Consider the following 15,063-nt stretch of genomic DNA (forward strand, 5'->3'; position numbering starts at 1 on the left):
GGGCAGAGCCTCTTTGAGGGGGCTCTTTGATAAATCCCGCAGGATCCGGGTCGTATTCACGCTTGCCGGGCGGGTAAGATCGGTTTCAAAAGGGAGCTGCAATGAACAGTAGTGTGGTGGATACGATGACCGAGCCTGTTTCAGACCAAGACTATCACTATGGTGTGATCCGTCGCGCCATAGACGAAATCGATGCAAGCGAGGGGCGTTTGACCCTTGATGCGCTGGCTGAACGGATGGGGATGAGCTCCGCCCATTTTCAACGGCTGTTTTCGGCCTGGGTGGGTGTGTCGCCCAAACGCTACCAGCAATATCTGCAACTGAGCCACGCGAAATCGTTGCTGCAGCACCGTTTCACCACTCTGGATACGGCGCAAAATGTTGGCCTCACTGGCACCGGGCGGCTCCACGATCTGTTTTTGCGCTGGGAGGCGATGAGCCCCGGAGAATATGCGCGCAAAGGATCCGGGCTCACGATCTTTTGGGGCTGGTTTGAAAGCCCCTTTGGGCCAACACTTGCCATGGGCACGGCTCGTGGGCTTTGTGGCATGGCGTTTTCTGCTGAAACCGGGCGCGCAGCTGCGATGGATGATATGCGTGCACGTTGGCCCGAGGCAGAGTTCATCGAGCACCCGGATCAATTGCGCAACTGGGTGAAGGCGGCCTTTGCACTGAAAGGTGAAACCCAGCTCTATCTGATTGGTGCACCGTTACAGATCAAAGTGTGGGAAGCACTGCTTCAGATCCCATCGGGCCATGTCACAACGTATTCCGAGCTGGCCATAGCTGCAGGAGCCCCCAAGGCCGTGCGCGCGGTCGGCACTGCCGTGGGGCGAAATCCGATCAGCTGGCTTATTCCCTGCCACCGTGCCTTGCGCAAATCGGGCGCCTTGGGGGGGTATCACTGGGGAATGCCTGTCAAACGCGCGATGCTGGCCTATGAAGCTGTGCGTGAGGACAGCGCTGAAACGGTGAACCTGTAACGCTGCAGGCAAGATTTTGCCGAAGTTTAGCGCCCCAGCCTTGAGCCTTCGCCCTGCTGTTCTGATATAAGAGAGGAAACAATGACGATATGACCCCCGGTATCGGGGGCGTTTGAGCAGCAAAGGACATTTACATGAACCGCTCGAAATTGACCGTGGCAGTTGCGCTTCTGGGGGCCGTTGGACTGTCGGCCTGTACCGATCCCGTGCGTTTTCAGGATGAAAACGGCCAAGCGAACCAGACCCAAAAAGGCGCCATCATTGGCGGCCTGGTGGGGGCAACTGTTGGTGCTCTGGCTGCCGATGATAACAAGTTCGAAACCGCAGCACTTGCGGGTGCGGCTGGCGCATTGGTGGGTGGCACGATTGGTCATGAACTTGACCAACAGGCAGCAGAACTGCGTCAGACGCTTTCAAACGACATATCCATCGTTAACACGGGCGATCGCCTGATTGTCTCGCTGCCCAATGATCTGACCTTTGCAACCGATAGCGCGCAGGTGTCTTCGGCGGTGCGTGCAGATCTTTTGAAGGTTGCGGACAGTCTGGTACGTTATCCAAGCAGCTCCGTTCAGGTGATTGGTCATACCGACAGCGATGGCGACGCGGGCTACAATCAGGGCCTCTCGGAACGTCGCGCCAATTCTGTTGCAGATCTCATTCAGGCAGGTGGCGTGCCGTTTAACCGGATCTTCACCCAGGGCCGTGGTGAAAACCAGCCAGTGGCGAGCAACCTGACCCCCGAAGGTAAACAGGCCAACCGTCGGGTCGAAATCGTGGTGATCCCGAACGCAGCCTAAGGCGTTTCATCTCACAAAAAATGAGCCGTGCAGTGTCTGCGCGGCTTTTTTGTATTTTACCCTCTTTGTTCTTTGATGCACATCGGCTGCGCATTTTGAGGGCTTTTGTGCAAATTCATTCCAGCTACATTGGTGTCAACAAAACCGCGAGATGAGGATTTAACGATGGCACAGTATAACCTTTTGCTGATTTCAGGTGCGTTGCGCAAAGGCTCCACCAACAGATTGCTGCTGCGTGAGGCTGCACGCCACTTTGATGCGCAGCAGGCGCAAGAAGCGGATCTGAACCTGCCGCTTTATGATGGCGATCTGGAAGCGGCGGATGGTGTTCCCGCGGCTGTTCAGACCTTGGCGGATCAGATCCAGGCCGCGGATGCGGTGGTGATTTCCACACCAGAATACAACCGCGCGCCCTCAGGTGTTCTGAAAAACGCATTGGATTGGGTCAGCCGCACCGAGGGCAACCCGTGGCAGGATAAACCTGTTGCCGTGCTTTCTGCGGCAGCTGGGCGCGCAGGCGGGGAGTTGGCGCAACACATATTGCGTGGGTTTTTGCAGCCGTTTCAACCCTGTGTGATTGCCGGACCCGCGGTTCATCTGGCCACGTCTTTTCAAGAGTTTGAAGACGGTGGTCAGTTGAAAAGTGACCGTTACAGCGAAAGCCTTGCCGCGCTGATGGCCATGTTGAAGGCTGAAGTGGCTTCCCGTTAGGGCAGGGGCTCCCGCGCCTGCAGCCAGCCCAAAGGGCTGTCTGAACAGCCTTGGGCCCGGCACCGCTGACGCGGTGCGCGCCTAGAGGCTGTCTTCCACCCGAAATCCCAATGGGATCTGGTCTTTGCCCTCGAGCAGCAGTTCGGTCATGACATCAGCCACTTTGGGGGCCATGCCAAAGCCAATTTTAAAGCCACCATTGGCGATGAATTCCCCTTCGCGCCCCGGAACAGGGCCAAGCATCGGGGCGCGGGATTTTGCGCGTGGGCGCACACCTGCCCACAGTTCAAGTATTTTGGCCCCTTCCAGCGCAGGCACCGCGGCACAAGCGCGGGCGTGGATTTCATCGAGTTGCGCATCGGTCGAGGAGGGGTCGTCAAACTCCCGTTCACTGGTGGAACCGATTGCGGTTGTGCCATTGGCGTGTGGGATAATGTGCAGGCTGTCGGCAAAAAGCTGCGGCTTGTCGCGCATGTCAAACTCGAGCAGAAGCGATTGCCCCTTTACGCCGTTGCCGACGGGTTTTCCAAGACGTGCGGAAAGCTCAACCAGCCCCTGATAGCCGGTTGCGTGCAGGATTTTTCCGCTATGTGTTCCTTCTGGCTGCACTAAAACCCCATGTGCTGCCAGCGCTGCCACCAATGCGGCTGCGGCCTGACGGGGAAACATCCGCGCGCTGAGGGTGTCGTGCACCACAAAGCCTGTGGCGCTGGGCGGGGCCCAGGTGCCAAATGTTTCAGCGGGGACCACTTGCCAGGTTGCATGATCGCCCCAAAGCTCTTTGGCGGAGGCTTCACGCGCGCGGGCGAGCTCCAAGGCACGCGCGTCTTTCAAAGGCTGCAGACGGCCCGTGCGCCCGTAGCCTGCTGACATGCCGCCCGTGGCTTCAACCTCGGCCCAGAACCCTTCGGCCATCAACAGGCTTTCGAGCTGGAAGGCTTTTTTCGGGTTCCAGTTTTCTGGAACATGCGGCGCAAGCGCCCCCACCAAGCCGCCGCTTGAACCCGCGCCCGGACCGTTGGGATCAATGATCTGCACCTTTGCGCCCTGTTTGACACAGGCCCAGGCAATCGAGAGGCCAAAGATGCCTGCGCCGCGGATGGTCACATCAGCCATTGCCATTTTGCGTTCCTTTCGCCAGTGTCGCGCCGTTCCATTCCCATTGCATTAGTGGAAAACCCAATGACAGACCAGAAGGCTCGCGTGAGCTGGCGGGACGATGCCGTTCCGGTATCCGATATGTTTGATGATCCTTACTTTTCGCTCCACAACGGGCTGGCGGAAACGGAACATGTGTTTCTTGCAGGCAATGATCTGCCCGCGCGTTTTGAGGTGGGGTTTCATATTGCGGAACTTGGCTTTGGCACCGGGCTGAACCTTTTGGCGGCTTGGCGCGCCTGGGAAGAGGCAGGCCATAAAACGCCGCTGACCTTCACCAGTTTTGAAGCCTTTCCGATGGAGCAGCAAGAAATGGCGCGCGCTTTGGCTGCGTTTCCTGAGCTGGAGCCCTGGTCATCACGTCTGCTTTCGCAGTGGAACGGGGCGACGCTGGTTGAGTTTGACACGCTGAGGCTAAATCTGGTTTTGGGTGATGCACGCAAAACACTGCCCCAGTGGCGCGGGCAGGCAGATGCATGGTTTCTGGATGGGTTTTCACCCGCGAAAAACCCGGAACTGTGGGAAGAGGCGCTGATGCAGGCGGTGGCAGATCACACCAAGCCCGGCGGAACAGTGGCAACTTATACTGCGGCGGGGTTTGTGCGCCGCGGGCTCGAAGCGGCGGGCCTGCAGGTCGAACGTTGCACGGGCTTTGGCCACAAACGACATATGACACGCGCGGCACGGGGCGAACCATGAGCCAAAACAATCGCCTAGGCATCATGTTGATGACCCTCGCAACGGTTATCTTTGCGGTTCAGGATGGGATCTCGCGCCATCTTGCCAGCGAATACAACGTGTTTCTGGTGGTGATGCTGCGCTATTGGTTCCTCGTGCTGTTCGTGTTTGCGCTTGCGGCACGTAAATCCGGTGGCATTCGACGGGTCGCGCAAAGCCAGCGGGTCTATATTCAGGCGTTTCGCGGATTTCTGCTGGCGGCTGAGATCTGCGTGTTGGTCGTGTCATTCACCCTACTTGGCCTTGTTGAAACGCACGCAGTGTTTGTCGCCTATCCACTGCTGATCGCGGCGCTGTCAGGCCCGATACTGAGCGAATCTGTCGGCTGGCGGCGGTGGGCGGCAATTGCCGTTGGGTTTTGTGGCGTGTTGGTGATCCTGCAGCCCGGTGCCGGAGTATTCCAACCTGCGGTTCTGGTCGCAGTGATTGGTGCGCTGATGTTTGCGGTGTACGGCCTGCTGACGCGCTATGTCTCACGCTATGATACGGCGGATACTTCGTTTTTCTATCTTGGTGTGATGGGGGCGATCTGCATCACGCCTATTGGTCTGTGGAATTGGGAGCTTATGAGCCTGCCAGACTATGGCTGGATGGCGACCTTGGCCGTGATCGGAGCTTTGGCGCATTGGTGCCTGATCAAATGTTACGAGGCCGCCGAGGCCAGCGCGGTGCAGCCCTTTGCCTATCTGCAGCTGCCCTGGGTGTCGCTCATTGGCTTTTTTGTCTTTCACGAAGAGATCCGCGCCAATGTGGCGATCGGCGCAGCTATCGTTGTGGGGGCGGGGCTGTTCACCCTATGGCGTGAACGCGTTAAGAGTTGATCCTGCAAGCTCGCTTGAAAATGGCATCGGCAGGGCTGATTTGCCGAGCCGCGCGCGATAGACAGGCAGGCTTTCGGTGACACGCATCACGTAGTTGCGGGTTTCGTTAAAGGGGATGTGCTCAATCCAGTCGATCACATCGACCTGTTTTCTGCGCGGATCGCCATAGCGTTCCATCCACGCCAGCGGCCGATGCGGACCCGCGTTATAGCCCGCGGCCATCAAGATCACATTGCCATCAAAGGTCTCTGCAAGTCCTGACAGGTAGCGCGCGCCCAGGCGGGCGTTGTATTTCCAGTCCTGCGTCAAACGGGCGGTGCGGTGATCGCCTTCAATCCCCAGCTCACCCGCAACCAGTTTGGCGGTTGCTGGCATCAATTGCATCAGTCCACGCGCGCCCGCATGGCTGACAACCGAGGGGTCAAATTCGCTCTCGCGCCGCGAAATCGCCAAGGTCATTTCCTGTGCCATCGGCAGTCTGTTTTGCACCAGTGGATGCAGCGGGAAATAGGCGTTTTTCAACTCAATCCCACGCCGCGCCACTCGTTTGGAGATCATCACGGCCAGATGCGGCTCCTTTAGATCCAAAGTCATTTGCCCCAAAAGCGGCAGCTGTTCCGCTGCGAGATCTTCGGAAAGATGGGTGAAAAAACGCTCCGCCAGTGTCAGCTCACCTGCTTGCAGGAGTGCAAGCCCGGCCTGGGCAACCGAACCGTTCATAAATGCCGTATTGCGCCAGTCACCTGCTGACGCGGGGCTGGCAAGGGATGTATCAAATGGGCGACCTATCGCCTCGGCTGCGAGCAGCCCATAAAAGGATGACTGGTAATGCGCTGCCGCTGAATAGGCTGCATGGGCCTTTTCTGCGTCTCCCAAGGTGCTATATGCGCGGCCAAGCCAGTAACCGCCGCGCCCGATGGAAATCGGTGTTTCCACTGCAGTGATAAAGCGGTTGAAATGATACACTGCAAGCTCGGGGTCTTTCAGGTGCCTGAGCGCGACGTAGCCTGCGATCCATTCGCTGTCGGCGTAGCCATAGCCATCGTTTGGTGTGCTGAAATGGAAGGCTGCCAGCTGGTAGGCGCGTTCAAAATTACCGTCGCGCATTTCCTGGCGGGCAAAGTCGCGGCGGCGGCGCAACCATTTGTCCGGCTGGCCCAGCCCTTTGGCACTGGTGCTCTGGCTGAGCATCAGGTCAATCGCGTCAGCCTGCCTGCGTTTTGCATCGCGCCAGGCAAAGCGATCATAGGCAAGGCCGGGGCTTTTGCGCAGATTTGCAGGCACCGCTTCGATCTTGGTATCAACACCCGGTTTTTGATCCTGCAGCGCAATCCGGGCTTCGGCCAGGGCGCGATTGCCAGCAGACAAAAGCGGCAACATCCGCGCCGAGCTGACCAGATGCCCATCCCAGAGCAGATGGTCTGTGCGGGCGGCGTGGTGGTTACGCAGAAGGCGGCCGTGTTGTGCGAGAAATGCGTCATGATCCGCCGTGGCCATTGCCATGGTTTTCCAGGCCTCAACGATCACAGCCTCGCCCGCTGTTTTCTGCCCCGAAGCGATCAGCGCCTGCCCATAGGCCAACGCTCCACGCCCGGTTTGTGGCGCATGGGCGCTGAAAAATTGCAAAACCGTGCGCCGATCGGCACGTGCGATCTGTGCTTCGCTTCGTTTGCGCAGCAAGGCCAGGCCGGGCCAGTCGCCGCGCCGATTGAGAAAGGCAATAACTTCAGCTGCACTGCCACCGCCCGCACGCAGGCGGTGCCATTCGACAAGGTCGCGCGCAAGCGCATCGCGCCGCCCCGCAGCCGCGGTGGCGGCCTGCCAATTCTCGGCACGCGCAGCCTCCATCGCTGCTGCAAGCCCCCGGGCTGAGGCGGCCTCAGGGGTTATTTGCGCAATGAGAATGGCAAAAATAAACGCGATATGGCGCAGGAGCTGTGTCTTCACTTGCATTTTCCAGTGACTCGGGGCTAGAGCCTGTGACGATAGTTTGTGGCCTGCAGGTATCAATTCAAATCCTCGGCAGTCCACAGTGTTCACTTGGGTTGGAAGCGATTTATCGCCGAAGCTCAAAAATTCAAGACTCGCAAGTAAGGGAGCGTGCACCATGTTCAAAGGCTCTATGCCAGCCCTCGTCACCCCGTTTCGCAACGGTGAACTGGATCTGGACACGCTCAAACACCTTGTTGAATGGCAGATTGGCGAAGGATCCACCGGTCTGGTTCCGGTAGGCACCACCGGCGAAAGCCCGACGCTCAGCCATGAAGAGCACGAAACTGTGATTGCCGAAGTGGTAAAAGCCGCAGCTGGCCGTGTGCCGGTTATTGCGGGTGCGGGTTCTAACAATACAGTTGAAGCGATCCGGTTTGTTGAGTTCGTTGCAAAGATTGGTGCCGATGCGGCATTGGTTGTGACACCTTATTATAACAAGCCGACCCAGCGTGGCATGGTTGCCCATTTCACCGCGCTGCATGATTGCGCTGATGTGCCGATCATCATTTATAACATCCCCGGTCGTTCCGTTGTCGACATGACGCCCGAAACCATGGGGGAGCTGGCAAAGCTTCCGCGTATTGTTGGGGTCAAAGACGCCACCGGTGATCTGGCCCGTGTCAGCCAGCAACGTGCAACCTGTGGTGCTGATTTTGTTCAGCTGTCCGGTGAAGATGCCACCGCGCTTGGCTTTAACGCTCATGGTGGCGTTGGCTGTATCTCAGTGACCGCAAATGTTGCACCCAAGCTGTGTGCGCAGTTCCAGGCTGCGACCCTGGCCGGTGATTACAAAACCGCGCTTGAATACCAAGATCGTCTGATGCCGCTGCATGAGGCCATCTTTATTGAGCCGGGCCTCGTTGGGGCAAAATATGCGCTGTCCAAACTGGGGATCTGCACCGAAGAGGTCCGTTCCCCGCTGACCGGTCTGGAAGACAGCACCAAAGCTGCGATTGATGCGGCTATGGGTCATGCTGGCCTGATCTGATCGTCTCAGAACCGCTATATTGAAACCGGTATGCCTTTTGGTGTGCCGGTTTTTTTATTGCATTAAATCAGAAAGATGCGCGGTTTTATCTGGGTTGCGCACCACATAAAGGCGGTGCACCACGCCGTCTTGAAACACAAGCAGCGTCGCCTGCAAAATTCCATCGGGTTCTTGGCTGAGCACTGCAGGCAAACCATTCAGACGACATAGTTTCCATCTATCCGGCAGCGTGTGGTTTGATTTGCGCGCAAGCCCTTCAAACAGGCGACAGATACGTTCAGCGCCGGAAATGGGGTTGATCGCGGCTGCGGCTTTGCCCCCGCCATCAGAATAAAGCCGCGCCTCGCGGGTCAGTAGTTCAGATAGGGTTTTGGTGTCACCGGTTTTGGCAGCCTTAAAAAAAGCAAGCGTGATGGCTTCTTCTGCTGCTGAATTGCTTGCGGTACGGGTGCGGTCGTGCTGCACATGCTGGCGGGCGCGGGCGACCAATTGGCGGCAGCTTGCCTCTGATCGCTCCAGCGTTTCGGCAAGCTCACCGTAACCATTTTCAAAGATGTCGTGCAGCAGATAGGCCGCGCGTTCGGGCGGGGTGAGCCGCTCCAACATGCGCAGCATCGCATAAGAAACATCCTGCGCCAGTGGCGGTGTGTCCAAAACAATAGGCTCTGGCAGCCATTCTCCGGGATAGGTTTCGCGTTGTACCCGAGCGGATTTTTGAAAATCCAGACACAGCCGCACCACAACGCGTTGCAAAAACGCGGCTGCGTCGCGCACGTCCCTGCGCTGGACCTGTTGCCAGCGCAGAAAACAGTCTTGCAGGATATCTTCGGCGTCGCTGGCGCTGCCCACCATACGATAGGCGACCGCAAAAAGACGCGGCCGCGCTTTTAGATATGGGTCTACCAGACTGGCGTCGATATCCTGGGGCAAGCTTACTTGCTCTCCTCAACTGGGGGATGCGGCATGCGGAAGCCAATGGCGATCCGGTTCCAACTGTTGATGGCGCTGATCAGCAGAGTCAACGCTACTTGTTCGCGAGGTGAGAAATGCTCTGCAATTTTTGCGTAATCCGCATCGGGTGCACGGGTGTGGGCGACCTCGGTCAAGGCTTCGGTCCAGGCCAGCGCGGCACGTTCCTTGGCTGTGTACACATCCGCTTCGCGCCAGGCGTTGAGCAGATGCATACGGTCCTCGCTTTCGCCATGGGCGCGTGCGTCATGGGTGTGCATGTGAATGCAAAAAGCGCAGCCGTTCATTTGCGAGGCGCGCAGTTTTACCAGTTCAATCAGGCTGTATTCCAGACCGCTGCTTTTCAACAGCTCTTCCTGCTGCAACATAGGCTGCAAAAGGTCCGGGGCGACGGCAAATTGATCCAAACGTTGGCTCATGGGGAGATCCTTTCTTTTGCTCCAAAAGAAAGACGAGACAGACCCCGCGTTTGTGACAGGCTTTGGGAATTATTTTTGTATTTTTCTCACCGCGGCGAGAATTTCTCAATCGCGCGTGCGAGGTGGGCAAGCCCCGGCGCGATGAGATTGGCCTCTAGCGAAGAGTAGCCAAGCCGGTAAAACTCCTGCCTCCTGTTATGATGCGCGAAAAAAGGCGCGCCGGGTTCAATCAACACGCTATCTTGGCGCAGGGCCTGAGCAACCTCACCCATATGGGTGCCGTCTGGGGCCTGCATCCACAGCGCCGAGCCGCCATATAACCCACCGCCAGCAATCTTGAGCCCATTTTGCGCAATACCGTCTTCCAGCGCGATACGGCGCGCATGTAGCACTTTTGCCATGCGCCGGATCTGCGCATCATAGTGCCCCAAGGAGAGAAAATAGGCGACAGTGCGCTGAACATGGCCGGGAGGGTGGCGCAAAACATTGGCCCTGAGCGCGCGTGCCTGACGAATAAAGGGTTCTGGGCCAACCAGATACCCCAGACGCAGGCCAGGAAAGAGCGATTTGGAGAATGAACCCACATAGACCACGCGCCCACTGTCATCGAGCGATTTCAGCGCGGGAGCAGGGGGTTTTAGGAAAGACATTTCAAATTCGTAGTCGTCTTCCACAATAACCGCGTTGATGTCACGGGCACGCTCGAGCAGCGCCTTGCGGCGTTCTTTGGGCATATTGATTGTTGTTGGGCTTTGATGGCTGGGGGTGACAAAGATCACATCACTGCTGGCGGGGATCAGGTCTGGCGGCAGGCCATCTTTATCGATGCAAATAGGGCTCAGCGCGCAGCCCGTGTTCACCAGCTGGTCGCGCAGCGCGTAATAGGTCGGGTCTTCAAAGGCTGCGCGCCGATCAGGCGACAGCAGCACCTGCGCCGCAAGCCACAGTGCATTTTGCGCGCCAACGGTGATCAGGATTTCTTCGGGGCGGGCGGAAATTCCACGCCGTGGTAGGGAGTGGCGCGCGATATATTCTACCAGCATCGGGTCATCTTGGTCGAACTGGTCATTCGCCAGCTTGGAAAATTCACGATGGCCAAGCGCGCGCAGTGCGCATTGGCGCCAATTGGTGTGATCAAACAATGCGCCATCGGCCTGGCCGTAAATGAACGGGTAGCGGTATTCATACCAATTCTGGGGGCGGTGGGGTGTGTCGCCTCCGGTGAATTTTCGGGCAATGGCGCTCTCCCAATCCATCGTGTCATGAGAAGGTCGGGGCGGCACATAGCTGGGCGGCACCGGTGCGGTTTCAGAAACGAAATAACCCGACCGTCCTTTTGAAATGAGATAATCGCTGGCCACAAGTTCCGTCAGGGCAAGCGTTACCGTGATCCGGCTGACCCCCAGATGCACCGCCAGTCTGCGCGACGAGGGCAGCTTTTCGCCAATGCGAAACCGACCGGAGAGGATGCCTTCTGCAACCATCTCCTGAATCTGCGCCTGCAAGGTGCCCTGCGCGTCCGGTTTCAAAAAGAACGTATCAACAGCGATTTCCATGCGGGCAGATTAGTCTGGCCTTACGATGGGGGCAATCTGGACTGATGCGAAATGCTTGACGTTGGCATTTATAACTATAAAACTAGTTATATCGAATCAAAGAAGGTTGCGGTTATGGAATGGGAACAAGCTGCACAGGGGTTTGCAGCGATGGGATCTGAAGCGCGGCTGCAGGTGCTGCGCGCGCTCATTCGTGTGGGTGCGGATGGGATGACCATCGGGGCGCTGCAGGAACGCACGGGTATTGCGCCGTCAACTTTGGCGCATCACATGAAATTTCTCGCCGGGGCCGGGTTGGTCACGCAGGAAAAACAGGGCCGCAGCACGGTCAATCGTGCCTGCTTTGAGACCTTGGAAAATCTGGCAGGTTTTGTGCTGAGCGAGTGCTGCGCGGAACAAGACGCAGTTCAAGACGTGGAGAGATGACATGAGTGATCTGACACAGAATACCGGTGGCTTTCGCCCATCTTTCAAACAGCTTCTGTCCCCTTGGGTGATCGGTGCGGCGTTTCTATTTGCTGTCGCAGTTCTGGATGCAGCACAGTTTCCGGAGGTGGCGCTTTTTGCCCTGAATGCGCTGTTGGGAACCTTGCCCTATGTGGCCTTTGCGGTGCTATTGCTGGCTTATCTCAAGGCCACCGGGGCAGAGGTAATGGTGGCGCGCGCCTTTGAAGGGCGTGAAACGCGGATGATTTTTCTGGCGGCCATGTTTGGCGGGCTGGCTCCGTTTTGTTCCTGCGAGGTGATCCCATTTATTGCAGGTCTTCTGGCACTTGGCGCGCCCTTGTCGGCGGTCATGGCCTTTTGGCTGTCGTCACCCTTGATTGACCCGCCGACGCTGTTGATCACTGCGGCGGCCTTGGGTTGGCCCTTTGCATTGGGCAAAGCCGTGGCAGCGGTAAGCCTTGGCCTGATGGGAGGATTTGCCATCAAGCTGCTGCGCGGATTTGGGCTTTTTGCGACACCGTTGAAACAACGTCAAAGTAGTAGCTGCTGTGGCTGTGGTGCTCCAAAAGCAGAAGAAAAGCCCCTTTGGTCCTTCTGGAAAGATGCTCCGCGTATTGAGACCTTCAAGCGTGAGGCAGTTCAAAACGGTCTGTTTCTGGTGAAATGGCTGGCTTTTGCCTATGTGCTCGAAGCGCTGCTGGTCACTTATGTTTCGGCTGAAACTATTGCTTCTGTTGTTGGTGGTGATGGTGTTATCCCGGTGGTGATTGCGGCCTTTGTGGGGATGCCCGCCTATCTGAATTCCTATGTTGCGCCGCCGATGCTGGCGGGGTTGATGACACAGGGGATGAGCGCGGGCAGCGCGATGGCCTTTATGGTCGCGGGCGCGGTGAGCTCAATCCCGGCGATGGCGGCCGTATGGTCACTGGTGAAACCACAGGTGTTTGCGGCTTATCTCGGCTTGGGCATTTCTGGCGCGATCCTTGCCGGGCTGCTGTTTCAGATGGTTTAGACGGGTTTTGGCCGGGGGTGACCCCGGCCTTGCATATCCACTTCTAGCGCGCACTCATATGCATGAGATTGGCCCGCACCGCAGGCCATTCTGCTGCGGTGATGGAATAGACCGCAGTGTCGCGCAGGGTGCCATTGGCCATCACCATATGGGCACGCAATACGCCATCAAGTTTGGCACCCAGTCGTTCAATGGCGCAACGGCTCTGCCGGTTCATGAAATGGGTTCGAAATTCAACGGCAATTGCATCGCGGTCTTCAAAGGCGTGTTGCAACAGCAAAAGCTTGCAGATGGTGTTAAGCCCGGACCGTTGCACCGATTTGCGATACCAGGTTGAGCCGATCTCAACCCGCTGGTTAGAGGCGTCAATATTCATATAGGTGGTCATCCCCACCGCAGATCCGTTTCCATCAAGCACGGCAAAGGGCACCATGCTGCCCTGGCGCTGAAGATCCAGCCGTCGGGTGATTTCCGCAGCAACATCTTCAGGGTGGGGGATGGTTGTATACCAAAGCCGGTGCAGTGCCCCATCGGCAGCAGCGTCTGCCAGATCTTGGGCATGCACTTCACTCAGCGGGGTGAGCGTGACAGTTGGGTGTTTGAGTTCAACAGGAGTAAGCCACATCTTGTGTTCTCTTTTTTGATGATAGAACACGAGATGAAAGAAAAGCGGCCCCAATAAAAGGGCCACTTTTTGAATGTTTTACCAGACCAATTATACGTCAGCTAAACACTTTGGTCAGCGCCGCATCCAAGGTAGAGATAATGATGTCGATCTCTTCCTCGGTGATGATCAAAGCGGGGCTGAGGCACAGTGTATTGTTCTTGCCGGGCACGGAGCGGTTGGTGACCCCGATCAGCACGCCCTGCGCTGCCATTTCGGCCACAACCTGCTGCGCCTGTTTTTCACTCACCGGTGTTTTTGCGGTGCGATCTGACACCAGCTCGGCACCAAGGAACAGGCCTTTGCCACGCACATCACCAATCACCGGGTGTTTCTCGGCGAGCCCCTGCAAAGCCGATTTGAGCTTTTCACCCATTTCAGCGCAGTTTTCCAAAAGGTTCTCATCCTCGATGATACGCATGTTTTCGAGCGCCGCAGTGGGCCCAGCGGTGCAGCCGCCAAAGGTTGAGATATCGCGGAAATAATTCAGCGGATCATCTGCGTTGTCTTTGAACATTTCAAACACCCGCTCAGAGGTCACGGTGCAGGCAATGGCGGCGTAACCCGAGGCGACGCCTTTGGCCATTGTGACAAAATCGGGTTTGATGTCGTAATGCTGGTAGCCAAACCAGTGGGTGCCGGTGCGACCGATGCCACAGACAACTTCGTCAATGTGCAGCAAAATATCGTATTTTGCGCAGATCTCCTGCACGCGCGGCCAGTATCCTGCGGGGGGCTCAATCACGCCACCGCCCGCTGTCACCGGCTCAAGGCAAAGCGCGCCAACTGTGTCCGGGCCTTCGCGCAGGATCACCTCTTCAATAAGGTCCGCCGCGGCGCGACCAAATTCTGCACCAGAAAGATGGTCAAGACCCAGCTCATGCTTGCGGTATTCCATGCAATGGGGCACGCGCACGAAATCCGGGGCAAAGGGGCCATATTGGACGTTGCGCTCATCCTGACCACCTGCTGACAGTGCAGCAAGCGTTGAGCCGTGGTAATCCCGATCGCGATAAAGGATCTTGGTCTTCTTGCCGCCGTATTTTTTATGGGCGATCTGGCGCACCATCTTGAAGACTTTCTCATTCGCCTCCGAGCCAGAGTTTGTGTAATAAACCCGGCTCATCCCCGGCATTTTGCTGATCAGTTTTTCGGCATAAAGCGCACCGGGCACCGAGCCCGCTGAATTGGCAAAATAGCAGATCTTCATCATCTGATCGTAGACCGCTTTGGCAATGCTTTCGCGGCCATAGCCCACGTTCACTGTCCAGACACCGCCCGACACCGCGTCGAGAAATTCTTTGCCGTTCTGGTCCCACACGCGCATGCCCTTGCCTTCGACAATGATACGGGGATCAGATGTTTCAAGCGGCTTATGCTGCAGCAAGTGGTGCCAAATATGGGCTTTATCTGCCTCTACCACATGGTTGAGATCGTTGCGTGTCGACATATCCTGCATCATGTCACCTCTCGGGCCTGTGAAATGGGTCTGTTATCTCTATCCCTGCGCGAAGCGGGGGGATCTGGATATAGCCAGATTGAGGGCGCTTATATGTCCAAGGTGCCCAACCCCGTCCAACCGCTCCGGGGCTTTGATGCGATTCTGTTCGGGGCGGGCAGGATCAAGTGATCATTTCCAGACCAGGAAACTTTGGCCTGCTTCGGCAACAGTTGTTGCTATCAGTGGTCGCCAACTGGGGCTGGGTGACGTTTGTACGCCTCAAATTGACGCTATCGATACGAGACATCCATCGCGCGCGTGGTATCAAAACACAGATTAGATGAGCATTCGTCAGGATAAGGCC

At 57.2% G+C, this 15,063-nt stretch carries 15 protein-coding genes; 8 read left to right on the forward strand and 7 right to left on the reverse strand.

All coding sequences use genetic code 11. The features are described from left to right. The first annotated feature begins 101 nt into the window (after positions 1 to 101). From GG681_RS13115 to GG681_RS13125, 3 genes are all read left to right on the forward strand, one after another. Positions 102 to 983, forward strand: a complete 882-nt coding sequence (locus tag GG681_RS13115) for a methylated-DNA--[protein]-cysteine S-methyltransferase (RefSeq protein WP_153548473.1) — start codon at positions 102 to 104, stop codon at positions 981 to 983. A gap of 134 nt (positions 984 to 1,117) precedes the next feature. Then, complete coding sequence (locus tag GG681_RS13120; protein ID WP_153548474.1) at positions 1,118 to 1,783, forward strand: OmpA family protein; 666 nt, start codon at positions 1,118 to 1,120, stop codon at positions 1,781 to 1,783. Positions 1,784 to 1,948: 165 nt separating this feature from the next. Next, a complete protein-coding gene (locus tag GG681_RS13125) occupies positions 1,949 to 2,494 on the forward strand; it encodes an NADPH-dependent FMN reductase (protein WP_153548475.1) in 546 nt (181 codons plus the stop codon). Positions 2,495 to 2,575: 81 nt separating this feature from the next. Here GG681_RS13125 and GG681_RS13130 read toward each other — a convergent pair whose 3' ends face one another. Continuing rightward, complete coding sequence (locus GG681_RS13130; RefSeq protein WP_153548476.1) at positions 2,576 to 3,616, reverse strand: NAD(P)/FAD-dependent oxidoreductase; 1,041 nt, start codon at positions 3,614 to 3,616, stop codon at positions 2,576 to 2,578. A gap of 60 nt (positions 3,617 to 3,676) precedes the next feature. On the opposite strand from GG681_RS13130, the gene mnmD reads away from it, so the two are divergent. Together mnmD and GG681_RS13140 are read left to right on the forward strand one after the other, a co-directional pair. Next, entirely contained in the window at positions 3,677 to 4,351 is a 675-nt protein-coding gene (gene mnmD, locus GG681_RS13135; protein WP_153548477.1) for a tRNA (5-methylaminomethyl-2-thiouridine)(34)-methyltransferase MnmD, read from the forward strand. Continuing rightward, positions 4,348 to 5,211, forward strand: a complete 864-nt coding sequence (locus GG681_RS13140) for a DMT family transporter (protein ID WP_153548478.1) — start codon at positions 4,348 to 4,350, stop codon at positions 5,209 to 5,211. Before mnmD ends, GG681_RS13140 begins: the two co-directional genes overlap by 4 nt. On the opposite strand, the gene GG681_RS13145 is transcribed toward GG681_RS13140, so the two are convergent. After that, positions 5,185 to 7,143, reverse strand: a complete 1,959-nt coding sequence (locus GG681_RS13145; RefSeq protein WP_408057671.1) for a lytic transglycosylase domain-containing protein — start codon at positions 7,141 to 7,143, stop codon at positions 5,185 to 5,187. The genes GG681_RS13140 and GG681_RS13145 overlap by 27 nt on opposite strands. A gap of 175 nt (positions 7,144 to 7,318) precedes the next feature. Between GG681_RS13145 and dapA the strand changes: the two genes are divergently transcribed. Next, positions 7,319 to 8,191 (forward strand): 4-hydroxy-tetrahydrodipicolinate synthase, encoded by an 873-nt coding sequence (gene dapA, locus GG681_RS13150; protein WP_153548480.1) that lies wholly within the window; start codon positions 7,319 to 7,321, stop codon positions 8,189 to 8,191. Between the two features lie 54 nt (positions 8,192 to 8,245). Here the strand turns inward: dapA and sigJ are convergent, their stop codons facing one another. The 3 genes from sigJ to pdxR form a co-directional block, all read right to left on the reverse strand. Next, positions 8,246 to 9,121, reverse strand: coding sequence for an RNA polymerase sigma factor SigJ (sigJ, locus tag GG681_RS13155; RefSeq protein WP_153548481.1), 876 nt, complete (start codon positions 9,119 to 9,121; stop codon positions 8,246 to 8,248). A gap of 2 nt (positions 9,122 to 9,123) precedes the next feature. Then, a complete protein-coding gene (locus GG681_RS13160; protein ID WP_153548482.1) occupies positions 9,124 to 9,579 on the reverse strand; it encodes a carboxymuconolactone decarboxylase family protein in 456 nt (151 codons plus the stop codon). Positions 9,580 to 9,665: 86 nt separating this feature from the next. After that, positions 9,666 to 11,135 carry a MocR-like pyridoxine biosynthesis transcription factor PdxR gene (gene pdxR / locus GG681_RS13165; protein WP_153548483.1) on the reverse strand — a complete coding sequence of 490 codons (1,470 nt, stop codon included), beginning with the start codon at positions 11,133 to 11,135 and terminating at the stop codon, positions 9,666 to 9,668. A 114-nt stretch (positions 11,136 to 11,249) separates the two neighbouring features. Between pdxR and GG681_RS13170 the strand changes: the two genes are divergently transcribed. Further along, positions 11,250 to 11,561: an ArsR/SmtB family transcription factor gene (locus tag GG681_RS13170; protein ID WP_153548484.1), complete on the forward strand. Its 312-nt coding sequence runs from the start codon at positions 11,250 to 11,252 to the stop codon at positions 11,559 to 11,561. A gap of 1 nt (position 11,562) precedes the next feature. Continuing rightward, positions 11,563 to 12,594 carry a permease gene (locus GG681_RS13175; protein WP_153548485.1) on the forward strand — a complete coding sequence of 344 codons (1,032 nt, stop codon included), beginning with the start codon at positions 11,563 to 11,565 and terminating at the stop codon, positions 12,592 to 12,594. Between the two features lie 43 nt (positions 12,595 to 12,637). Here the strand turns inward: GG681_RS13175 and GG681_RS13180 are convergent, their stop codons facing one another. Further along, entirely contained in the window at positions 12,638 to 13,219 is a 582-nt protein-coding gene (locus tag GG681_RS13180; protein ID WP_153548486.1) for a GNAT family N-acetyltransferase, read from the reverse strand. Between the two features lie 97 nt (positions 13,220 to 13,316). Next, a complete protein-coding gene (locus GG681_RS13185) occupies positions 13,317 to 14,717 on the reverse strand; it encodes an aminotransferase family protein (RefSeq protein WP_328593384.1) in 1,401 nt (466 codons plus the stop codon). Positions 14,718 to 15,063 lie beyond the last annotated feature (346 nt).

Origin of the sequence: Tritonibacter aquimaris, from assembly GCF_009617595.1 — a bacterium.
Lineage (GTDB): Bacteria > Pseudomonadota > Alphaproteobacteria > Rhodobacterales > Rhodobacteraceae > Epibacterium > Epibacterium aquimaris.